Raw genomic sequence first — 24,124 nt, 5'->3', positions numbered from 1 at the left:
TCTGTGTATTTCTTGCGTTAAAAAGCACACCGCGTCATGAATGACTTTGGCGTGCTTTTTACTTTATATCCTATTTTGTATAGCGAATCGTCTGGCGGATATCTTCCTCGAATGCCGCTGCCAGTTTCCGGAAGCGTGCTTCGGTCATTTCTCCGGTTATGACCGCAAATTCGTCCATCTCCGGGAGTTCGATGGTTTCTGCTTCACCGAAGGCTGCACGCACATCGGCAAGTTTGTCGGCTGATTTGCCTGCCAGTCGGAGGAAGTAGCTGAAGGTTACTTCGCCCATCGGTGCAACTGGCTGTTTTTCGTCGGTCCAGCCGGTCGGGATGTTGTCTTCCATGTGTCCGGCGATCTCTACGATGTCGCTGACGACTGCGCTGGCGGTCGGGAGTTTTCCGGCGCCGCTGCCGTAGAACATGACGGTTCCAAGTGTATTGCCGCGAACCATGACTGCATTGTATACGTCATTGACTGCAAAGAGCGGATGATCCGTTCCAATCATCATCGGGCATACATAGACGCTGGCTTTATTGCCTTCCATGCGGCTGGTTCCAAACAGTTTAATCGAGGTTCCCAGCTTTGCCGCATATTTGAAATCAGTATCGGTAATCTTTGTGATGCCCTCGGTCGGCACATCTTCGTAATTTACTTCTTTTCCAGTTGCCAGTGAGGTAAGAATCGTGATCTTGCGGCAGGTATCGTAGCCTTCTACGTCTGCCTCCGGGTTGCGCTCTGCATATCCGAGTTCCTGCGCTTTCTTCAGGGCTTCCTCAAAGGTCTGACCTTCTCTTGCCATCTTGGTAAGGATGTAGTTGGTTGTACCGTTTAAGATACCGCTGATTTCCTCGATCTTCTCGCCTGCAAGAGACTGGGTCAGCGGACGCAGAAGCGGGATGCCGCCGCCTACGCTGGCTTCGAAGAGGAAGTTTAAGTTCTTCTCGCGTGCAATCGCCAGAAGCTCGGTGCCGTGTGCCGCTACAAGTGCCTTGTTGGAGGTCACAACGTGCTTACCGGCTAACAGGCACGCTTTTGCAAACTTGTATGCCGGATTGACGCCGCCCATCGCCTCTACAACGATCTCTACGTCTTCGTCTTTTTCAATGATCTCAAAATCATGAACAATCTGCGCTTCGTGCGGATCACCCGGAAATTCACGCAGATCCAGAATATATTTTACTGCAATCTCTTTGCCGGTTTTTTCTGTGATTTTGTCTTTGTTGGTTTCTAATACTTCTACGACTCCGGAACCAATTGTTCCATAGCCCATCACTGCTACCTGAATCATAATCTTTACTCCCTGGCTATAATTTTTACGTTGTGTACTCCCGAATTTTCTTCCATCTCTTCGACCATATGCGATATATTTCCGGTATCCGAACGGACTTCCACGCTGAGTGTCAGCGTCGCCACATTGTTGACCGGAATACTCTGATGAATCGTCAGAATATTTGCCTTGTAAATCGCTACGATATGAAGAAGATCCGATAAAAGTCCCTGTTCATCATCCATCTGCAGCACCATGGTAATCGTCTTGCCCTTGGCGTTGTCATAAAATGGAAAAATATCGTCCTTATACTTGTAAAAGGAACTCCGGCTGATCCCAAGCTGGTCGGTCGCCTCCTGAATCGTCATCGCTTTTTCTGACGCAATGAGCTTCTTCGCTTCCGCCACCTTCAAAAGGACTTCCGGCACTGCTTTCTGCTTTAACAGATAATACTTTGTTTTTTCTTCCATTCCATCTCCGCTTGTGTACGCACCAGAAATACATTTGTGTTTACCAGAAAGATATTATCACATTTATTGACACTCTGCAATCTATTTCTTTCATTATAGTCGAATTGTATCTGTAAAAAAACAGCCCAAACTGACGGCACTCGACAGAGCGCTTTCTTCTCCGTCAAACTTTTGTGCCGCCAATCCAGGCTGTTTTATCTTCTTTTATGCTTCTTCTGTCTTCTGGTTTTTCAGGCTGATCCACTTTAAATACGCACTGATAAACAGATCAATATCACCGTCCATCACCGCGTTCACATTGCCATTTTCCGCGTTTGTCCGGTGATCCTTGACGAGCGTGTACGGCTGCATAACGTAGGAACGAATCTGATTTCCGAAGTTGATGTCCTTGACATCGCCGCGGATGTCGGACAACTTCTCGGCATTTTCCTGTTGTTTGAGCAGGTACAGCTTCGCCTTTAACATCTGCATCGCCTTGTCCTTGTTCTGGAACTGGGAACGCTCATTCTGGCACTGTACGACGATACCGGTCGGCAGATGCGTGATACGGATCGCGGAGGACGTCTTGTTGATATGCTGTCCACCGGCACCACTCGAGCGATAGGTATCGATCCGCAGATCGTCCGGATTAATCTCCACATCCAGATCTTCTTCAATATCCGGCATGACATCACAGGAAACGAACGAGGTCTGACGCTTGCCAGCCGCGTTGAACGGGGAAATACGGACCAGACGATGGACGCCTTTCTCCGATTTCAGGTAGCCGTAGGCATTTTCGCCGTTGACCTGCAGTGTGATGGACTTAAGTCCCGCCTCGTCGCCATCCAGGAAATCAAGCACCTCGGTCGTAAAGCCCTTTTTGTCCGCCCAGCGCTGGTACATACGATACAGCATACTGCACCAGTCCATCGCCTCGGTACCACCCGCGCCCGCGTTCAGCTTGAGGATCGCGTTGCAGCCGTCGTACTCGCCGGACAGGAGTGTCTTTGTGCGGAGTTCTTCCAGCTCTTTGACGAACTCATCTAACATCTCCTGAATCTCCGGAATCATCGCCGGGTCATTTTCCTCATAGCCCATCTCGATCATGACCTGGATATCCTCATACTGCTGTTCAAGGTGCTTGTAGCCATCCACTGTATCTTTGAGATTTTTCGCCTCACGGACCGTCTTGGTCGAGCGCTCCGGATCATCCCAGAAGCCCGGTTCTTCCATTGATTTGTCAAGCTCCGTGATGCGGCGCTCCTTATTTTCCAGATCCAGGGAATCCTTGACCTCTTTCAGCGTCTCATCGTAGGTTGATAACGTATACTTAAACTGATCTAATTCAACCATGCTCTCACCTTCTCCATTCTCATCTATCTGCTGCCATTTTTCTCAACGGTTCAGCATTCTTTCAGTTATATTTTGTTACGGATCACACACATATAGACCGTAACTCTTTTTTATATTTGGAAAAATTCCCGGAACCAGGTATTTCGCCATAGTTTCGGGAATTTTCTGCACAGACTGCTGCAAAATCACAGCAGCCTGCCTTCTTTCATCTATTAATTCTTCGCGTACAGCTTCCGTCCACAGCACTGTTTGTACTTCTTGCCGGAACCGCATGGGCACGGATCGTTCGGGTAAATCTTCTTCTCCTCACGCTTCTTCGGTGCCTGCACGGTGCTGTCGTCACGGTTGGTTCCCGTTACCTTGGCAGCCGGTTCACGCTCGACCTTCTGCTCTGCACGGATGTGGAACAGAATACGGACGGTATCCTCACGGATCGCTGCCGTCATGCTGTCGAACATCTCATAGCCGCTCATCTTATACTCAACCAGCGGGTCTCTCTGACCATATGCCTGCAGACCAATGCCTTCGCGCAGCTGATCCATATCGTCGATATGAGCCATCCACTTTGCATCAACCACTTTCAGAAGGATCACGCGCTCCATCTCGCGTACCTGTTCCGCGCTTGTAAACTCTGCCTCGCGTGTCTCATAAAGCTTCGTTGCCGCCTCTTTAAGCATATGTTTCAGCTCGTTTTTCTTCATATGCTGCTGGTCTTCCGTCAGCTGAATCGGCTCTAACGGGATAACCGGAAGCAGCAGGGAATTTAACTCGGACAGATCCCACTCAGCCGGTTCCTGCTCATCAGAGATGGACATATCTACGGCGTTTTCTACGATATCCGTGATCATCTTCATGATAACAGAACGCATATTCTCACCATCCAGTACACGGCGGCGCTCTGCGTAGATTGCCTCACGCTGCTCGTTCATAACCTCGTCGTATTTTAACAGGTTCTCGCGGATACCGTAGTTGTTGGTCTCGATCTTCATCTGTGCTTTCTCAATCGCCTTGGAAAGCATCTTGTGCTCGATCTGCTCATTCTCCGGTACGCCCATCGCGTTGAACATATTCATCAGACGCTCTGAACCGAAGAGACGCATCAGGTCATCCTCCAGGGACAGGTAGAAACGTGATTCACCCGGATCGCCCTGACGTCCGGCACGACCGCGCAGCTGGTTATCAATACGTCTGGACTCATGACGCTCTGTACCGATAATCTTTAAGCCGCCCAGTTCTCTGGAAATCTCATCCAGCTTGATATCCGTACCACGACCTGCCATATTAGTCGCGATCGTAACGGCACCATGGATACCTGCATCTGCTACGATCTCAGCCTCCAGCTCATGGAACTTCGCATTTAATACCTTATGCGGAATGCCGCGTCTTGTCAGCATCTTGCTCAGAAGCTCGGAAGTCTCGATCGTAATGGTACCAACCAGAACCGGCTGTCCCTTTTCATGGGCTGCTGCCACTTCCTCGACAACCGCATGGAATTTCTCTTTTTTCGTCTTATAAACCGCATCCTCGTAATCAATACGCTGTACCGGTCGGTTCGTCGGGATGGAGATAACGTCCATCTGGTAAATGTTACGGAATTCCTTCTCCTCGGTCTGTGCCGTACCGGTCATACCAGCCTTCTTGTTGAACTTGTTGAAGAAGTTCTGGAAGGTAATGGTTGCCAGCGTGCGGCTCTCACGGCGCACATGTACGTGCTCCTTCGCCTCAATCGCCTGATGGAGACCATCGGAATAACGGCGTCCCGGCATGATACGTCCGGTAAACTCATCGACGATCAGAACCTCGTCATCTTTTACCACGTAGTCCTTATCGCGGAACATCAGGTAGTTGGCACGCAGTGCCAGAATGATGTTGTGCTGGATCTCCAGGTTCTCCGGATCCGCCAGGTTTTCGATGTGGAAGAAATCTTCAACCTTCTTCACACCAGCCTCGGTCAGGTTGACTACTTTATCTTTCTCATTGACTACGAAATCGCCTGTCTCCTCGATCTCCTCGCCCATGATGGCTGCCATCTTGGAAAATTCTGCTGATTCCTCGCCCTTTTCCAACTGACGTGCCAGAATATCGCAGACCTCATAGAGCTTCGTGGACTTGCCGCTCTGTCCGGAAATGATAAGCGGGGTTCTCGCCTCATCGATCAGGACGGAATCGACCTCATCGATGATCGCATAGTCCAGATTCCGCATAACCATCTGCTCTTTGTAGATCGCCATGTTGTCACGCAGATAATCGAAACCAAGCTCATTGTTGGTAACGTAGGTAATATCACAGTTGTAAGCTTCCCGGCGCTCGTCGGAATTCATCGAGTTTAAAACCACGCCGACCGTCAGACCGAGGAATCTGTGAACCTCGCCCATCCACTCTGCATCTCGTTTTGCCAGATAGTCGTTGACGGTAACGATGAATACACCCTTTCCAGCCAGCGCATTTAAGTACGCCGGTGCGGTAGAAACCAGGGTTTTACCCTCACCAGTACGCATCTCTGCGATACGTCCCTGATGCAGGACGATACCACCGATCAGCTGAACCGGGTAATGCTCCATATTTAATACTCGTCTCGCCGCCTCACGCACGGTTGCAAATGCCTCCGGCAGAAGGTCGTCCAGCGTCTCGCCGTTCGCAAGGCGCTCTTTGAACTTGCGCGTATTGTCACGCAGTTCATCATCCGATAAGGCAGTCATCTGCTCGCGCATACCTAGAATCTTATCCACGATCGGGCGGATCAGCTTCAGCTCGCGTTCGCTGTGGGTACCAAACACTTTCTCTATCAGATTCATGCTTTTCTCTCCTATTTCTTACATTCTAAATCTAGTTATTTTATTTCATTCCATCATAAATGATATGTTTTAATACATAAAGATCATATAGGCATAGTTATACAATCTTATTTATTCTAACACTAACGGGGATTTTATTCAATGATTTCATTATTTTTTTACATTTACGCTGCGCTCGCGCCCGGCTGAGATAACCCGAACCTGCCGTATCCGGAAAATCCCAGCCATAAAATAAGCCCCTCCATACACGAACAAAGGGACCTGCTTACCTCGCTTCCAGCATGGTAAACAAATCCCTGTTTCTATGAAATATATCCCCCGAAAATACCTATTTATTATTTTGCTTTTTTCAGTTCCTCAATCCCGCCGCCTGCTTCCAGAATCCGGGAAAATTCTTCTTCTTTTGCCGCGGACTTCTCCGCTTTTTCAAGCACTTCCTCGACAAGCTCATTCGGAACAATGCAGACACCCGAACCGTCTGCCACGATCAGGTCGCCCGGCATGACAAGGCAGCCGCAGAGGCTGACCGGTCCGTTCACTTCTGCACACTCCATGCGGTATTTTCCGGTCATCGGCGTCACGCCGCAGGAAAAGACCGGGAAATCCATCCGGCTGATCTCCTCCGTATCGCGGCAGCTTCCATAAGCGATGCAGCCTGCAAATCCACGTACTTTCGCCAGATGGCAGCTCTGGCCACCGATATTGGAATACTCCAGATTGCCTCCGAAATCGGACACCAGCACATCGCCCGCCTCGCCCAGGTAGAAAATATCCTTCGTGGACATCAAAATCTTATCTTTGTCTCGCTGTCCCTGCGTCGCCGTCTTGCGGGACGGGATGCTGCGGACCGTGACAGCTGTTCCCACCAGGCGTGAGCCTGCCTTGACTGGCTTTAAGCAGGTGTTTGGAACAGCACCGTGAATGCCGTAAGTATCCAGAATGTCCGATACAGCCGTACTCATATCTTCCAGCGCATAGTAGCGGTCAATCACCTCTTTGCTGGTACGTGGAATCTGAATCTGCACAATCTTTTCGCGCGGAACTGTGCCCCAGATGCGCCCTTCTGCCTTATATTTTTCATAATCAGCGTCTCTCTGCGCCTGCATTTCTTCTATATTCATAGACTCTCTTTCCCTTTCTTTTAAACTATTTCTCACGTTTTGGCTGTTTCAATCTTTCGCGACTGATTATACGCCCGCAGTCCCCGCCCCATCGGGCATCCGGGATTCCGGGCGTACAGACAGGATTCAGCGTCTACTCACAATACTCACAAGCAACCGCCCGATTCCCATTTTTATTTTGTGTTTTTGTAAAAGTTAATCAAGCTTCCCGCCAGCAGAACTTCCTTCTCCGCCTCGGTCACATCCTTGAGAGCCAGCATAAGCTTCCGGCTGCTGCCGTCTGTTCCGATAACGGTTGCTTCAAATTCCTTTGCACCCTTTTCAACTGCTTCACGGATACCCGGCAGATATACATACTCGCCAGCTTCCAGATTAATTTCCGCCTCATCACAGGTAAATGGAAGGATACCCCAGTTGACGCAGTTGCTGCGGTAACGCTTGGTTGCGTACTCGATACAGATGTCAGCCAGACCGCCAAGCACCTTCTGACAGCTTGCTGCATACTCACGGGCAGAACCATCACCCGGACGTTTTGCATACAGTACGGAACCAATACCGGTTGTCTGCATCAGCTCCTCAAGCGATGTTGTAACGCCAGCTGCCTGCAGTACCTGATAAAATTCACCAGCCTTAGCGCTGTCACCAGCCAGACGAGCCTTCTCATACTCCTGTGCCGCTTTCGCACGGCCAACATACTTCGGATCCTTACGAATCAGGGTAAATTCTGAAATCTTGTACGGATTAGAACGATAGGAGGCTGTCTCACCGGACGGAATCAGTTCGTCTGTGGTTGTCACTTCGTCACGGATTACGCTGGCTACCTGTAATAACAGATTTTCTTTTAACGGCTCCATCTCCGGCCAGTCCTTGATGGACGGTCCATAAACGATCTCTGTCTCCGGTTTTGCTTTTCCAAATCCATTGTATACAATGTTCTCGTAAATGTGCTCATTGAATTCATAGGATGGTGTTTCAAATACAACCGGGCAGTTCTCTGCAGAGGTTAAATAGCCGCCATTAAATGCAGTTGCCGCGATTGACTTGGAATCCATCAGTGCAACCGATGCGATCTGACCGGTTGCCGGGTTGCTTCCCTCACGGTTCGGGAAGTTACGAGTGCTATGACGGATACAGAAATCATTGTTTCCAGGTGCATCCGATGCGCCGAAGCACGGTCCGCAGAATGCTGTCTTCACACGCACCCCATATCCCATCAGGTCATTTAAGACACCGATTTTGTTTAACTCATACATAATCGGCTGAGATGCCGGATAAATATTGAATGGGAAGGTTCCCAGTCCTTTGTCCATCTTCTTCGCGATCTGGTCAACCGCATAGATATTTTCGAAGGAACCGGCTGCACAGCCTGCGATCGCCGCCTGATCAACCTTGATCTTGCCGTCATGAATCTTGGAGCAGAGATCCAGATGAATATCCTTGTTATTCTCGAAAACACGCTCTGCCTCTTTTTCTACCATCTTTAAATATTTCTCCGGTTCAGCGATGACATCTGCCAGCGGATATGCATTGCTTGGATGGAACGGAAGCGCAATCATCGGAACGATCGTATCCAGATTTACCTCTACTACGCCGTCATAAAGTGCTGCATTGCCCGGAACCATCTCCTTGAAGCCCTGCGGACGCTTGTGAATCTCAAAATACTCTTTTACCTTATCATCCGTCGCCCACACAGAAGACAGACAGGCAGACTCGGTTGTCATCGTATCAATACCGTTTCTGAAATCCATTGAGAGGCTGTGTACGCCCGGTCCAATGAACTCAAGGACTTTATTCTTCACAAAATTATTCTTAAATACCTTGCCGATGATGCTCAAAGCCACATCCATCGGACCAACCCACGGCTTCGGGGTACCGGTTAAAAGAACGGCAATCACACCCGGATAGTCGATCTCATAGTATTTTCCCAGCATTGCCTTTGCAAGCTCCGGACCGCCTTCGCCGATGGAGACAGAACCCTGTGTACCATAACGGGTGTGGGAATCGGATACAATCGACATATCGCCGGAGTTAACGATCATCTCACGCATGTACTGATGGATGACTGCCTCATGCGGCGGAACGAAGATACCACCGGATTTGCGGCAGGCAGATTCTGCATATTTGTGGACATCGGTGTTAATAGTACCTCCGACTGCACACAGACAGTTATGGCAGTTTGTAAATACACACGGCATCGGGAACTCTTTCAGACCGCTTGCGTAAGCTGTCTGGAGAATGCCGACGTAGGTATTGTCATACACACCCATAGAATCAAACTGGATTTCCAGATGTTCCATATTGTCTGAGTGATTGTGTTTTGAAAGCACCTGCCAGGTCAGTGTTTCTTTCTTTGCTGCTTCTTCAGAAAGCTTTGCAGCTTCCTCTGCACTTGCAATGTGATCGTTATTTATAATGAATTGTTTTCCCTCATGTAAGGTTACCATATATGTACTCCTTTCGTTACGATTCGTGCCAATCGAATCATTCTCATTTTTCTGCTAAAAATCGGCTTTTCAATTCAAAAATATCTCGGCTTTTTTCTCTACCGGGTCTTAAATACTATGCAGACGGGGCTCTCCGTTTCTACTACCACCGGATTTTCCTGTAAACTTCCATTCTCATTTCTCTTGAAGCATACAATGGTGTCTGTTACCTCATTGGCTGCAGCAACCCACTCTCCATCCGGACTGACAGTCAAAAATCTTGGCTGTTCACCGCCGGTCTTAATGTTCTGCATCCAGCTCATCCGGCCTGTCTCAGCGTCAAGATGGTACACGCTCACGCTGTCATGCTTGCGGTTCGATACGTACAGGGTCTTTCCCTCTGCATCCATATCGATAGCGCTCGCCCAGCCGTCTCCAGCATAGTCCTCCGGCAGACTCGTCAAAATCTGCATCGGCTCCAGCGTTCCCTCGTTCTCATCAAACCGGTACGCCGCTACCGTACTGTCTTTCTCATTCACGCAATAGCAGAAACGATTGCTCGGTGCAAATACGCAGTGTCTCGGCTCTGCCCCTGTGCGTCCCTTGATGGCAAAATGCTCTCTCAGTGTTCCTTCTGTTCCGTTTGTTTCAAATAATGTAATTTTTCCGACACCCTGAAGCCGTCCCTGGGATGGAACTGCCAGCCAGCGTCCGCTCCGGTCAAGCATCGTCTGATGCGGATGAGAAATATAACCCGGACCGCCGTTACCGGAAATGAAATACAATTCCTTGATTTTTCCAAGACTTCCATCCTTCAGCACCGGAATCAGTGAAACTGCACCGGTCTGTAAATTTGCCACATACAACCATTTTCCGCTTCTGTCAAGCACCAGATGCACCGGATTCGTTCCATGTGTGCCCACTGTATTGCAGTAGACAAGTTTTCCATCCGGCTGGATTCGATAAGCGCTGACTTCGCTGTAATCACCATGAATGGTATACAGCATGTCCTGTGCTTCATTCAGACAAAAATAGGACGGATTCACCGGACCTTCTAAAAGTCCAACCGGTTTCCAGGTTCCATTTTCTATTTCGAAAATACGGATGCCTTTGCCGCGGGCGTTGCGCTCCTTGGTGGTGCGGCATCCTACATATGCGAACTGTTTCATGGTAGATTCTCCCTTTCCTTAAACTTTCACTTAACGTTTGTTCAGAAACCTGCCTGTTCCATTTTCAACACCAAATCCATTCAAAATGGCATTCAAGTTTCTGAACTTCGGCTTTCTCCTCTTGACTCTGTCAATTATCCAACAAAACTTGTCACTCCAACGAAGGTCAGTACACACACAATCACAACGACCGTCGCAGACAGCGCAAACAGAGTACCGAACATCTTCTGCTGCTCTTTATCTCCGCAGTCCGTCTCCTGTGCATAGCTTGCCAGAATCAGGCTGCCGCCGGTTGAAAGCGGGCTGATACCTGCAACGGTTGCGCTGCACACGATTGCAGTGATAATCTGCATGACGGATGCACCGCCCACCTGGGATGCGATATCCGGAACCGTCGGAATCAGAGTCGGGAATACAACGCCGTTTGCACTGGAGAACCAGGACATTAAGCCTGCCGTAAAGCCCATGATCGGACCAGCCGTCCGCTTCGTCATAAAGGATGCCAGGATGGAGGAAAGCAGGTCGATGCCGCCCATTGTCTGGGTAATATTCATCAGAACATTGACACCTGCAATCAGAATCAGAACACTCCACGGAATCGCCTTAATCGCTTTTTTCTCATCTGCTGTTCCAAGTAAAATCAGAATCATTGCCAGTGTGAAGCAGAGAAGTCCTACATCATAGGAGAAGCCGACAACCAGCACAACCATGATTACCAGAGCAATCAGGCTGAGCCACTGATCCCGCGTAAATTTCTCTACCTTTTTCTCGCCGCTCTCTGCATTTCCGCGCAGCTTGTAGCCGCCTAAAAGGATATACATCGCAACTGCACAGACAAAGTTGCTGACGCTGACACCGATGAAAATATTGTTGATGGAACCTTCAATTCCCATCTCTGTCATCATATCACCTACGATAATACCTGTCAGGGCAATCGGGGAAGCCGTTCCGCCGACCGCACCGAGAATCGCCATGACGCCCATCAAAATCGGACTTACCTTCATCTGTACTGCCAATGCAACTGCAAAAAGGACGGTAACCGACTGCACGCTGATCGCGCCCGGTCCGGCTGCAGATAAACCAAAACTAACTACATAAATAATAATCGGTACTAAAAATAAATGTTTCCCGCAAAGTCCTATCAGACGATCCGATATTTTTTCCAGAGTTCCATTCTGCTGTAAGAGGCTGAAAAACAGCATCGTTCCGAGCAAGGTTGCAAACAGCTTAAATGGAAATCCCTTATAGATATCTGACGCACCCATGCCGCCAATTTTTCCCAGTATCAAAGCCAGACCGAAGCAGACCAGACCTACATTTGTTTTCTTCACAAATCCAAGTACAATCGCCCCAATCAGGCATCCAAGTGCTATTACCTGAAGTCCCATAATCATTCTCCCTCTTCTATCTTGTGTTTGTTGCCAGGTTACCTTTATTCTTTTACGACGTCCATTGCAATGTGGAAAAGCTTGCTTTTTTACTTTTCCAGCTATCTTCCACTTTCATTTCCTGCATTAGTCTCTCACATACACCCAGCCGTCCATGATACGTCTCGCCGTCCGTGTCACGCCGCCCTTGATGACTTTTTCGCCGTCCATCTTAACATCCACTTCGGTCACGCCGCTCGCATGTCCCAGACGGATAATATCCTGATCCGGCGCCGGGTTGACAATCTCATTGACGATTGTGCCTGAAATCCGTGCTGCTGCGCCTGTTCCGACTGCTACAGTCATCGGGTACGCCTTGTGAAGTGCGCCGACCGAGATCGCCCGGCAACAGAGATCCATCGTATCCGCTTTTACTTCATTTCCATCCATATTAATGTAGTCTTGCGGAGCAGAGACGATGGAAACTTTCGGAGCCGACGTCGATTTCGTCCGCGCGTCCTCCCAGTTCTCCACGAAACCGCATTTCACTGCCGCCATGCCGCGGATACGCTCGATGTGTTCCATCACATCTTTATTCTGATTCAGTTCCGTAAGCTCAGATCCCTTAATTCCCAGATCCGATGCTTTGATAAATACCATCGGGTTCGAACAATCAAGTACAGTCACTTCCGCCGGACCATATCCCGGTACATCGAATACCTCTTTTTTCTGACCGGTCGGGAACAGCTTTCCGGTCTTGGAACCAGCCGGATCCTCAAAATACATATCGATGCGGGAACCTGTTCCCGGAACCCCCTGAATTACCTCGTCGCCGTGTACCATCGCATGGCCGTCCTCAACGCGGACATGTTCCTCAATGATCTTATTGGTGTTCGTATTTAACACGCGCACCACCGTGATCGGCTCAACCGCCGGAACCAGACCTTCATCAATCGCAAACGGACCAACCGCCGATGAGATGTTTCCGCAGTTTGCACTTCCGTCCACTCTCGGAATCACGATATCCACCTGACGGAATGTGTATTCCACATCCACGCCCGGCTTGTCAGACGGTGCAATGATCGCAATCTTGCTGGTCGAGGAAACCGTTCCTCCCATGCCGTCAATCTGCTTCACATCCGGGGTACCCATGACTTTCAGGAAAATATCATCCCAAAGACTCTTATCCTCCGGCAGATCCTTCTCGTGGAAAAATACCGCTTTGCTGGTACCTCCTCTCATGTAGACACATGGATATTTTTTCATGTACATAATTCTCCTCCTTCTCCTATAATGCTTATTTTCATTGAACCTTCTTTTTTGTTTCACTGCTTCTACGTTGTGTTTTTACTTTCACATCTGCAGCTGCCCTTGTGCTGTGTTTTGAACGGAGTTTTCCTTGGCTCCTGACCTGTATCGCACGAAATTTTCAGTTCAGAAAATCCCCACCTGTGGACAGTTACAAATTCCTGCTGCCACCACGTTTTCTTACGGCACTTTCGGTTCCAAAAGTGCCTACCTGTGAACAGCAACCAACTTACTATTAATTTTTTCTTATACATACTATAACTCATTGCCCCATCCGCTGTAAAATGGTATGATCTTATCAAACTTCATAACGATTTGGAATGATAAGGAGTTCGATATGGATAAACGTGACTATGAACTGCTGCTGGCGCTCGACCAGCACAAAAATATAACAAAGGCGGCGCAGTCTCTCTATATGACACAGCCTGCCATCACCAAGCGGATTCAGAAGATGGAAGAAGAACTGCACTGTCCGCTGCTCATCCGCTCCAAGCGCGGCGTGCTCCTCACCCCGGCAGCCGAAAGCCTGCTGCCCTGCGCCCGCACGATCCTAAAAAATATGGAGCAGATGGAAGAACTCGCTGCCGCCAGCCAGGACTATATCTGCGGCACGCTGCGACTCGGCTGTTCTCTGAACTACGCCCACTACCGCCTCCCGGCAATCCTCAAGGACTACACAGACCGCTATCCCAAAGTAGAGGTGCATATCACGACCGAGCAGAGCCGCCAGCTCTACAAGATGCTTTGCAAAGAAGAAATCTCCCTCGCCATCCTGCGCGGCGAATATAACTGGGACGGCAAAAAGATTCTTCTCGCCTCCGAACCCATGTGCCTGATCTGCAGCCGCGAGGACGCAGGGCGTCCTCTGACCGACTATCCGTACATCAGCCACAACACCGACTCCGGCTTAAATTCCCAGCTTTTCTCCTGGTTCGAAGCGCGTGGACTGACCGGCATCCGACGGAATTTCCAGATCGACAGCATCGATACCTGCAAGGAAATGGTGCGGTATGGGCTTGGCTGGAGTATCCTGCCGTCCATCTGCCTGAATAATTTTGACGGCTACACCGAGGCACTTTTCTGGCAGGATGGCACGCCCTTCGTCCGCAATACGTATCTGCTCTGCCAGCCCACCAGTGATCGGCTTCCGCAGGTCAAGAAGTTTCTGGAACTTCTCTAAATGCCACCCTGCTTCGCTCCCGTTCAGGATGCCTGCTGTAAAACGCCGCCTCCCTGCCTATCCAGGTAAAACGTTTTTTCTTCTGCCATCCCGCCAACTTTATGGTAAACCAGACAAGTTGCACAAAATATATGTTCGACTTTCTTGTTGTCCACATTATCCACATTTTGTCCCCAGTTTTGTGGATAAGTTTTGCACACCCATTTTCTCCCTTTTTTAGGGAAAATGGAGTTTTACACCGACTTATCCACATTATCCACAATTTCCGTCTGTTCACGAAGCCCCCGTTTTCCCCGGCGCATTTTGATTTCTTTTTTGTTCAGATCTCATAAACTTGCATATTTCTTCCAAAAATACAAGCAGATCTATTGACAAATGAAGAACCCTTGCATTGCCTCCAAACCCCCGTTTTTTCTAGCTTTTTCGACCTTTTTCTGTTGCAAAAACACACCCATTCTGCCCTATCCTGCAAGACTCTTTTTTCATATTTCATTGTCCGCCGCACAAACCGCGCGCAAATCCCTTATAAAACAACAGCAATTCGTGAAAAATCAAACGACACAGTATTTCGACCTGTTTTTCAATTAATTGTGTTGACAATTTTGTGAAAAAGGTTGAATTTAACATCCAAAAGTGGTATACTATAGCCATCCCAATAAAAAGGAGCGATGATTATGCGTTATAAGATTACTGGAAGAAATATCAATGTTACCCCGGGGTTAAAAGCAGCTGTAGAGGAGAAGATCGGAAAGTTAGAGCGATACTTCAATCAGGACACTGAAGTGAATATCACACTTACGGTTGAGAAAGATCGTCAGAAGATCGAGGTTACCATCCCTGTCAAAGGCACCATCATCCGTGCTGAGCAGGAAAGCAACGATATGTATGTATCGATTGATTTGGTAGAAGAAATCATCGAGCGTCAGCTCAAAAAATATAAGAATAAAATCGTAGACAAAAAACAGGCAGCCGTTGCATTCTCTGACCTCTTCATAAACGAAGAATATGATTCCAACGACGAAGTAGATATCGTCAAAGTAAAGAAATTCGCTATGAAGCCGATGGATCCGGAAGAGGCTTGTGTACAGATGGAACTCTTAGGACATAGTTTCTATGTATTCCTGAATTCCGAGACCGAGCAGGTCAATGTTGTTTACAAACGTAAAGGCAACACCTACGGATTGATTGAACCAGAATTTTAATTCATCGCTTCGTACTATAAGTAGACAAGTTTCCTGGCAAAAAGGGGAGCTGCCATGTGGCAGTTCCCCTTTTTGCGTTGTGTTAAGTTCCATTCATATTCTATTTCTTTTCGTAACTGTTCAGTACCTTCACAGTCACGCGCAGTAAATGCGCAGACCTACTGAACAGTTACTTCTTTTTTTAGAACAGACCCGTGATCCGTCCATTCTCATCGACATCGATCTTCTCTGCCGCTGGCATCTTCGGAAGTCCTGGCATCGTCATGATGTCGCCGGTCAACGCTACGATGAATCCTGCGCCCGCGGATACTTTCAGGTTGCGGACAGTTACCGTAAAGTTCTTCGGTGCGCCGAGCAGCTTCGCATTGTCCGAAAAGCTGTACTGCGTCTTCGCCATACAAATCGAATAGTTACCAAATCCAAGCTCAGTCAGGCGTTTTGCCTGTTTCTTTGCTGCATCCGTGAGTACAACGCCGTCACCGTGGTAGATCTTCTTCACGATCGCATCCAGCTTCTCCTCGATGGTTGTATCGGTCTCGTAGCAATAGTGGAAATCGCTCTCAGTCTCGCACAGGCGGATGACTTCTTTTGCCAGCTCCTCGCCGCCTTCGCCGCCTTTCGCCCATACTTCGGACAGAGCCACATTGACACCGACCTCATGGCACTTGTCCTCGATCAGCTTTAATTCTGCCTCGGTATCCATTGGGAAGCGGTTGATCGCTACGACACACGGAAGTCCATATACCTTGGTAATATTTTCTACATGCTGCATCAGGTTCGGAAGTCCCTTCTCCAGTGCTTCCAGATTCTCTGCGTTTAAGTCAGCCTTCGCCACGCCGCCGTGATGCTTCAGGGCACGTACCGTCGCTACTACAACGACCGCCGACGGTTTCAGCTCTGCCATCCGGCACTTGATATCCAGAAATTTCTCCGCACCCAGGTCGGCGCCGAAGCCAGCCTCTGTGATCGTGTAATCACCCAGCTTTAATGCCATCTTTGTCGCAATGACGGAGTTACATCCATGCGCGATGTTCGCGAACGGACCGCCGTGGATAAATGCCGGTGTATGCTCTAAGGTCTGTACCAGGTTTGGTTTCAGGGCATCCTTTAAAAGAGCCGTCATCGCGCCCGCTGCTTTCAGATCACCGGCAGTGACCGGTTCCTCGTCATAGGTATAACCTACGATAATCTTGGAAAGGCGTTCTTTCAGATCCGTAATGTTGCGTGCCAGGCACAAAACTGCCATGATCTCGCTGGCAACCGTGATGTCATATCCGTCCTCACGGGTCACGCCATCCACGCGGCGTCCCAGACCATCTACGATGTTGCGGAGCTGACGGTCATTCATATCGACAACACGCTTCCAGGTAATGCGCTTCGGATCGATGCGGAGTGCATTGCCCTGATAGATATGATTGTCCAGCATCGCTGCCAGCAGGTTGTTTGCTGCGCCGATCGCGTGGAAATCACCGGTAAAATGGAGGTTGATATCCTCCATTGGAATGACCTGTGCATATCCGCCGCCAGCTGCACCACCTTTGACACCAAAGACCGGTCCCAACGACGGCTCACGAAGCGCTACAGTTACCTTTTTGCCAAGACGTTTCAATCCGTCTGCCAGACCGACCGTGGTCGTGGTCTTTCCTTCTCCGGCTGGAGTCGGGTTGATCGCGGTCACCAGAATCAATTTTCCATCCTTGCCCTCGGTCTCTTTCAGAAGATTGTAGTCAACCTTTGCCTTATAATTTCCATACTGCTCCAGATACTTCTCGTCTACGCCTGCCGCCTGTGCAATCTCACCGATTTTCAGTGGATTCGCTGCCTGTGCAATCTCAATATCTGTCATCATTACTCCTGTACCTCCCTGTTTTTGCGGTTTTGCCTGTTCCGGAAGTTTTCACACAGTGAATGTTATCTGCTTTATCTTCTGTAAAAAAGATCCCCCTGTGAATTTCCCGGAAAGGCTGTGAATGTTATCTATTATATACTGTGTCTGACAATTTGGAAAGACACAAAATTGATTTTTCACAAAAAATTGCAAGCGATTCCAGTTTTTCTACTCTTTTCTCAAGTTCTGATACATAACTTTCGTCCTTGATCGATGCCAGATTGATCTTCACATTAAAGAGCGCACCCACAACCGCTGTCCGGGCTAACATCACCGCAATCAGACCGTCGGAAACGGCACCTTTATTGCCCCTCTTTACGACCGCTTCCGCCATCGGAAAAATCTTTACCGCTGACTCCGCAATCGCAAGCGGCGCTTCGGTCGCCTCTTTTAACCCCTGCTGCAGGGCGGCAGTGCGGATTTTTTTCTCCTCCTCCGTCTCCTTCGGAAGCTTCAGCGCTCTCATATATCCATTGAACGATTCGCTGTCCTTTTTGATCCCTGCCAGCAACTCCTCATGCAGCGCAGCGCCCTCAGCTGCCAGTGCCTGCATTTCCTCCTGCACCCCGGCATATTTTTCCTTTCCGATCGTCAGATTTGCCACCATTTCCATCAATGCCGCACCCAGCGCTCCCACCATCGCCGACACGCTTCCGCCGCCCGGTACAGACGCCTTCGAAGCAGTTTCTTCTACAAACTGGTTTACGGAAAGTTCTCTTAATTCTGCCATGATTTTTCTCCTTTTTTATAAAAAGAATGTGCCTTGGCACATTCTCGCGCCGAGCGCGGTCGCTTGCGACATGTTTCTGCTTCGCGCGAGTGCATACATTTTCCTATGAAAATGAAAAAATACCGCAAAATTGCTTGTCTCACCGATCAGAAATCTTCTGCCCCGCTGGCAACGTAATTTTGCGGTATTCCCACCGAGCCCTACGGATATGAAATCGTTCCGTAAGAACCGATATACTCCTTTATCTGCGTTTACTAATTTAAGAATGAAACTGCCTTACACGGTGTTCGGTAGTTGGACGGCGAAATCTTGATGCCGCTCTTTGCCGTACTTGCGTGGATAACCTGTCCATTGCCTATGTAAAGTGCTACGTGATTGATATAATTGCCGCTCGCATAAAAAAGCAGATCGCCCGGCTGTACTGCGCTGACCGCAACCTCCTTGCCCTTTGCCGCCTGATCTCTCGAGCTTCGTCCGGTTGAAATACCGAAATGTGCAAATACACTCATTGTAAATCCGGAACAGTCCGCGCCGTTTGTCAGACTGGTTCCGCCGTATACATACGGATTTCCAAGGAACTGCTTTGCATATGCCACAACCGCAGAACGGGTAGCATTTGTTACTTCATTTCCAGAAGAAGACGTACCGCCTGTGCCTGGTCCGCCGCCCGGTCCAACGCCGCTTGCAGTGGTCGCTTTCGTCGCTGCCGCGGTAGTCGGCGCTTTCGTCTCAGCTGCCTTTGTCGTCTCCTTGGCTGCCGCTGTCGTCCCAGCTGCCTTGCTTTCGCTCGGATTCGCCTCTATTGTTCCGCTGTAGGAAGTCTCCGGTGCTTTGGTCGTCTCTTTGGCAGCTGCCGTGGTTTCCGCTGCCCTCGACTCTTCCTCGGCTTTCTTCTTTACCTGTTCCAGGTTCTCGATCGCCGCATTCGCTTCCTGTTTCAGTTTTTCTTCTTCAGCTTTCTGCTGCTGTTCCTCAGCTACGGAAACTGCCTGCTTAAAGTCTACCTGCGTCGTAATATAATCTTTATACACATATCCGACCAGATCATTATCGACGGAAATCTTGGCAAAATCGCCCTCTTCTCCGATCACCTCATACTCTGCATCGGCAGAAAGAAGATCCAGCGTCTTGCCCTCTAAGCTCGGCGTCTCTCTCAGGCGAAGCGTAGAGGTATTTGTAACCTTCGCGTAGGTTGTGCCGACTTCCCTGGCAATCTTGGACGCCTCCTCACCGGTCACAAAATACTGTGCTTTAATATAACCGGTCACGGAACCCGACTGGATATGGTACCATTTGCCGCCCTCGCCGTCCACCGTGTCCAGAATTGTCGCCGCACAGTTATTGTAAATCTTTCCGACTACCTCGCTGCCTGTGCTCGCCTGTGCGCGAACATTGACATAATTGGTCACACGGGAAATCGCGATATTATCGTAGATCGACTTGGACATCGCGCGGACAACCGCCTCAGTCTCGCCAGTTGTCTCCTTTGGCTGGGCTTTCGTCTCTGCTGCCACCTGTGCCGGTTTGGCTGTCTGCGCGCCGCCTGCCACGCCCGTCTGACCGGCTCCCGCCACTGCCAGAACTTCTTTAGAAGCAAATGCCTCCGCCAGCTCTTTTTCCGGGTTCAAGCTGCTCGCATAGTAATTATTGATCGCCACTGACGCACCAGCGACCGGGGCATCCGTCTCCAGATTCATCGCCGCCTGGGCGCTCATCTGTCCCGTCCCTGCCATCACAAGGCACGCTCCTGATGCTATCAGAAATTTCAGCGTTTTTCTCATAAGAACCTCCTACTCTTCTGTCCATTCTGTTCCGTCGTTTTATCTCAAACTGTAACTGTTCAGTACCTTCACAGTCACGCGCAAAAATCCATTAAAAATTGCCTACGGCAATGGGATTTTTGCCTGCTGACCCATGTTTTCGTACGGTCAGCGCAGTAAATGCGCAGACCTACTAAACAGTTACTCTGTTTTCTTCTATGTTAAAAATGAGTTATGCCTGAAGATATCGCTCTGCAGATGCCACGCAGTTTGCACCGTCCGATGCCGCTGTCAAAATCTGGCGCAACGCCTTGGTCCGGACATCTCCGGCTGCAAATACGCCCGGAACGCTCGTCTGACCGCTCTCATCCGCCCGGATGTAGCCCTGCTCATCAAGCTCTAACTGACCCGCATACAGCTCACTCTCCGGTGCGATTCCGACCGCAATAAAGACACCATCCACGTCCAGCCGCCTCTCTTCTCCGGTTTTGGTCTGTCTCAGCCGCAACGCCTCCACCTGAGCGTTCCCTTCAATCGCAACCGTCTCGCTGTTCCAGACAAATTCAATATTTTCAAGCGCCTGTAAGCGCTCCTGCAGCCGTTTTGCCCCGCGAAGCTTGTCTCTGCGGTGGACGATATATACTTTTTCACACATCCGTGCAAGAAAAATTGCATCTTCCAGCGCCGCGTCGCCGCCGCCCACAACGGCAACCGTCCTTCCCCGGAAAAATGCCCCGTCGCAGGTCGCGCAGTATGAAACGCCTGCCCCGCGAAGTTCCTCTTCTCCCGGCACCTCCAACGTCCTGTGATGTGCTCCGGATGCCAGAATCACACAGCGTGCCTCATACGTCTCTTCCTCGCAGACTACTTTCTTCACATTTCCTGAAAGCTCGACCTGCACGACCTCATCCTGTACAACTCTTGCTCCCAGCTTGTTTGCATGCTCCCGGAACTGTCTGGAAAGCTCAAAGCCGGTCACACCCGGAAATCCCGGATAATTGTCCACCTCCCAGGTATTCAGCACCTGTCCGCCGCTGATTCCATTCTTCTCTATCACAATCGTGTCCAGACATGCCCGCTGTGCATAAATCGCCGCACTCAAGCCAGCTGGTCCGGAACCAATGATTATTATATCATACATGGTATACAGTTCCTTTCTTCCGAATCTGTTCGGTAATTGATCCGCTCTATCGCTGTGTCAGATCCATTTGGTTTTAGTATAACACATTTTGGCACTTTCATACAATGCTGTAAAACACGCAGAAGAGCAAAAAATGGATGAAAATTTCTTACGATTTTATGACAGGCAGAAAAATGAAACTATTTCATGAATTTTAAATACATGCTATAATTCAATCAAATATGATGTTGGGGTCAAAAGCTTTTGACCCCTCTAATACCGAATTGCTCTGCACTGCGTGCTCCCGCAATTCTTAAAAACATTCGCATATAAGGAGTTTACTGCCATGAATCATAAAACTATCCTCGTAACCGGCGCTTCCCGCGGAATCGGGAAAGCGATTGCATTAACCTACGCCAGGAATGGCTGGGATGTCGTGATTACCTGCCTGAGGCGGGAAGAAGAATTAAAAAAGACCCAGCGCGAAATCGAAGCGCTGGGCGTTTCCTGCCTTGCCTGGATGGGCGATGCGGGCGATTTTGAGAGCTGTTCCCGCCTGTTTGACGCGATCCGGGAGCGCTTCGGTTTCCTGGATGTCCTCGTCAACAATGCAGGGATTTCCTACATCGGTCTGTTCCAGGATATGACGCCGGACGAGTGGAACCACATTCTCAATACCAACCTGACCTCCGTCTTCAACTGCTGCCGCCTCGCTGTTCCGATGATGGTGTCACGCAAATCGGGACGCATTCTCAATATTTCCTCCGTCTGGGGCGTCTGCGGCGCTTCCTGCGAAGTCGCCTATTCTGCCACCAAAGGCGGCATCAACGCCATGACGCGCGCCCTCGCGAAGGAACTTGCGCCGAGCAGCATCCAGGTCAACGCGATCGCCTGCGGCGCTATTGACACCGAAATGAACCAGTTTCTCGATGAAGAAGAACGGAATGCCCTGCTGGAAGAAATTCCAGCCGGACGTATGGGGCGTGCCGAGGAAGTCGGAAAACTGGCATACCAGCTGGGGAGCGAGAACTCCTATTTAACGGGACAGATAATTCAACTGGACGGCGGCTGGATCTAAAACCTGAAATAAATAAACGGATTATACGTGCTGCTGACGAGATACATGGTACACAAAAACAGCAGCACAGCCATAATCACAATATCCACTGTCTTTGTCACTTCTTTCTCATACAAATGCTCCCGCAGCTTCGGGCATATACTCTGCACGATGCCCGAAAGCAGCACGCCCAGCACCGCAAGAAAAATCACCTTCCGATTCACGAACAGCGACGCCGGATAGATGCCGTTCTCCCAGGTAAACATCTGATGCAGGATCACTTTCGCATCCGCCAGCGTATCGGCGCGGAAGAACACCCAGCCAACCACTACAACCAACGCCGTATAGATGTGATTCAGTCCCCGGAAGCAGTTCTTCTCCAATAGCTTCCCAAGTCCCATGCGTTCCACCACCAGAAACAGCCCATGGTACAATCCCCAGATGATAAAGGTTGCCCCAGCGCCATGCCAGAGCCCGGTCGCAAAAAAGACAATCAGCAGATTAATATACGTCCGCACCTGCCCTTTCCGGTTGCCGCCCAGCGGGATATAAAGATATTCCCTAAACCAGGTCGAGAGTGAAATATGCCAGCGTCTCCAGAACTCGCGGATCGAGGTAGAGATATACGGATAATTGAAGTTCTCCATAAAATCAAATCCAAACATTTTTCCCAATCCGATCGCCATATCCGAATATCCCGAAAAATCAAAATAAATCTGAAGTGTGTACAAAACCGCCAACATCCACGCATTGACCGTTCCCAGCTGTGCCAGCGGTTTCTCCATCATCCAGTCTACCGTCGCCGCAAAGGTATTAGCAAACAACATTTTTTTCGCCAGTCCGTAGGAAAAGCGCTTGATTCCATACGCCATCCCCTCCGCCGTACACTGCCGGTTCCCAATCTGTTCGCAGACATCGTGATACTTGACGATCGGTCCCGCGATGAGCTGCGGAAAGAAAGAAATATAAAGCGCCAGATGAAAGATATTTTTTTGCGCCTGAATCGTCCCCCGGTACACATCCACCACGTAGGAAAGCGCCTGAAACGTGTAGAAGGATATTCCGACCGGAAGAGCAATCTCGCGGAAAGAAAGTGTATGTGCGCCGCCCGCAAAGCGGCTTAACAGAGAATTTGCAATCTCGACTGCGAAGTTAAAATATTTGAAATAGCCCAGAAGAAGGAGGTTTAAAAACACGCAAGTTGTAACAGCAAGGCGCATTCTGTGTTTACTCTGCATCCTCCCAATCCACAATCCAAAGAAATAATTCAGCCCGATCGAAACAAGCATCAGAATCACATACTTCGGCTCGCCCCACGCATAAAAAAAGAGACTGGCAGCCAGAAGGACGCCATTGCGGATATGCAGATTTTTCGTTATAAAATAAAGCAAAAATACCGCTGGCAAAAAATACCATAGGAACACAAGGGAACTAAATAACATAAACCATACCATCCTGTATTTGTTGCTGTTCACACATACGTGCCCAGTAACGGAATTTGCCGTGGCTTCGCATTTAAATACGGCAAATTCCTGCCACCACCACGTTTTCTTACGGCACTTTCGGTTCCAAAAGTGCCTACCCGTGAACAGTAACCTGTATTTTCTTATATAGCAGATAAATCATATCTATATTCCAGACACTCTATTATACGGGTAATCCCCCTTAATCTGTCAAGTGTTTTTGACCAGAATAAAGAATGTGACTTTTGTGTAATAAGGAATTCCAAGGAATTTTCTATTACATGAAAAAGAATGTGCCTTGGCACATTCTCGCGCCGAGCGCGGTCGCTTGCGACATATTTATGCTTCGCGCGAGTGCGCATCCTCGCGGAGCGTTTTTTGTTTCATAGGACGCAATTTCCTATTACACAAAAAAACCCTGCCTCCCAGGTTCATCACCTCGGAAACAGGGTTCTCTTTACTCGCTGGCACG

At 49.3% G+C, this 24,124-nt stretch carries 17 protein-coding genes; 3 read left to right on the top strand and 14 right to left on the bottom strand.

Features of this window, described 5'->3' with window-relative positions; translation table 11 throughout:
* Positions 1–70: 70 nt before the first annotated feature.
* The 9 genes from DWZ76_RS10250 to DWZ76_RS10210 form a co-directional block, all read right to left on the bottom strand.
* The gene (locus DWZ76_RS10250) at positions 71–1,288 is read right to left on the bottom strand and encodes a homoserine dehydrogenase (protein ID WP_107001374.1); all 1,218 of its coding nucleotides are present in this window, start codon (positions 1,286–1,288) and stop codon (positions 71–73) included.
* Between the two features lie 5 nt (positions 1,289–1,293).
* Positions 1,294–1,737: an ACT domain-containing protein gene (locus tag DWZ76_RS10245; protein ID WP_107001373.1), complete on the bottom strand. Its 444-nt coding sequence runs from the start codon at positions 1,735–1,737 to the stop codon at positions 1,294–1,296.
* A 204-nt stretch (positions 1,738–1,941) separates the two neighbouring features.
* Positions 1,942–3,069, bottom strand: coding sequence for a peptide chain release factor 2 (prfB, locus tag DWZ76_RS10240; protein WP_117796089.1), 1,128 nt, complete (start codon positions 3,067–3,069; stop codon positions 1,942–1,944).
* Between the two features lie 212 nt (positions 3,070–3,281).
* Positions 3,282–5,864, bottom strand: a complete 2,583-nt coding sequence (secA, locus tag DWZ76_RS10235) for a preprotein translocase subunit SecA (RefSeq protein WP_117796090.1) — start codon at positions 5,862–5,864, stop codon at positions 3,282–3,284.
* A 335-nt stretch (positions 5,865–6,199) separates the two neighbouring features.
* A complete protein-coding gene (locus DWZ76_RS10230; RefSeq protein ID WP_207661054.1) occupies positions 6,200–6,985 on the bottom strand; it encodes an RraA family protein in 786 nt (261 codons plus the stop codon).
* Positions 6,986–7,158: 173 nt separating this feature from the next.
* Entirely contained in the window at positions 7,159–9,429 is a 2,271-nt protein-coding gene (locus tag DWZ76_RS10225; protein ID WP_118472584.1) for a hydratase, read from the bottom strand.
* 98 nt (positions 9,430–9,527) lie between these two features.
* The gene (locus DWZ76_RS10220) at positions 9,528–10,577 is read right to left on the bottom strand and encodes a lactonase family protein (RefSeq protein WP_118472583.1); all 1,050 of its coding nucleotides are present in this window, start codon (positions 10,575–10,577) and stop codon (positions 9,528–9,530) included.
* 134 nt (positions 10,578–10,711) lie between these two features.
* Positions 10,712–11,965, bottom strand: coding sequence for an SLC13 family permease (locus DWZ76_RS10215; protein WP_118472582.1), 1,254 nt, complete (start codon positions 11,963–11,965; stop codon positions 10,712–10,714).
* 126 nt (positions 11,966–12,091) lie between these two features.
* Positions 12,092–13,216: a PrpF domain-containing protein gene (locus DWZ76_RS10210; RefSeq protein WP_117796094.1), complete on the bottom strand. Its 1,125-nt coding sequence runs from the start codon at positions 13,214–13,216 to the stop codon at positions 12,092–12,094.
* A gap of 373 nt (positions 13,217–13,589) precedes the next feature.
* Here DWZ76_RS10210 and DWZ76_RS10205 point away from each other — a divergent pair, with 373 nt between their 5' ends.
* The gene (locus DWZ76_RS10205; RefSeq protein ID WP_117796095.1) at positions 13,590–14,432 is read left to right on the top strand and encodes a LysR family transcriptional regulator; all 843 of its coding nucleotides are present in this window, start codon (positions 13,590–13,592) and stop codon (positions 14,430–14,432) included.
* 674 nt (positions 14,433–15,106) lie between these two features.
* Complete coding sequence (raiA, locus tag DWZ76_RS10195; RefSeq protein ID WP_022360630.1) at positions 15,107–15,634, top strand: ribosome-associated translation inhibitor RaiA; 528 nt, start codon at positions 15,107–15,109, stop codon at positions 15,632–15,634.
* Between the two features lie 181 nt (positions 15,635–15,815).
* Here raiA and DWZ76_RS10190 read toward each other — a convergent pair whose 3' ends face one another.
* From DWZ76_RS10190 to trxB, 4 genes are all read right to left on the bottom strand, one after another.
* Positions 15,816–17,483 (bottom strand): formate--tetrahydrofolate ligase, encoded by a 1,668-nt coding sequence (locus DWZ76_RS10190; protein ID WP_118472580.1) that lies wholly within the window; start codon positions 17,481–17,483, stop codon positions 15,816–15,818.
* 124 nt (positions 17,484–17,607) lie between these two features.
* Positions 17,608–18,252, bottom strand: coding sequence for a cyclodeaminase/cyclohydrolase family protein (locus tag DWZ76_RS10185; RefSeq protein ID WP_118472579.1), 645 nt, complete (start codon positions 18,250–18,252; stop codon positions 17,608–17,610).
* A 254-nt stretch (positions 18,253–18,506) separates the two neighbouring features.
* Positions 18,507–20,033, bottom strand: a complete 1,527-nt coding sequence (locus tag DWZ76_RS10180; protein WP_118472578.1) for an SH3 domain-containing C40 family peptidase — start codon at positions 20,031–20,033, stop codon at positions 18,507–18,509.
* A gap of 211 nt (positions 20,034–20,244) precedes the next feature.
* Positions 20,245–21,162, bottom strand: coding sequence for a thioredoxin-disulfide reductase (trxB, locus tag DWZ76_RS10175; protein WP_107001366.1), 918 nt, complete (start codon positions 21,160–21,162; stop codon positions 20,245–20,247).
* A 316-nt stretch (positions 21,163–21,478) separates the two neighbouring features.
* Here trxB and DWZ76_RS10170 point away from each other — a divergent pair, with 316 nt between their 5' ends.
* A complete protein-coding gene (locus DWZ76_RS10170; RefSeq protein ID WP_118472577.1) occupies positions 21,479–22,210 on the top strand; it encodes an SDR family oxidoreductase in 732 nt (243 codons plus the stop codon).
* Here the strand turns inward: DWZ76_RS10170 and DWZ76_RS10165 are convergent.
* Positions 22,207–23,580 (bottom strand): MBOAT family protein, encoded by a 1,374-nt coding sequence (locus tag DWZ76_RS10165; protein ID WP_337955608.1) that lies wholly within the window; start codon positions 23,578–23,580, stop codon positions 22,207–22,209. The genes DWZ76_RS10170 and DWZ76_RS10165 overlap by 4 nt on opposite strands.
* Positions 23,581–24,124 lie beyond the last annotated feature (544 nt).

Origin of the sequence: Clostridium sp. AF35-15 (assembly GCF_003477745.1) — a bacterium.
Classification (GTDB): Bacteria; Bacillota; Clostridia; order Lachnospirales; family Lachnospiraceae; genus Otoolea; species Otoolea fessa.
The sequence above is the reverse complement of the archived record's forward strand: the minus strand, read 5'-3'. Positions and strand labels throughout refer to the sequence as shown.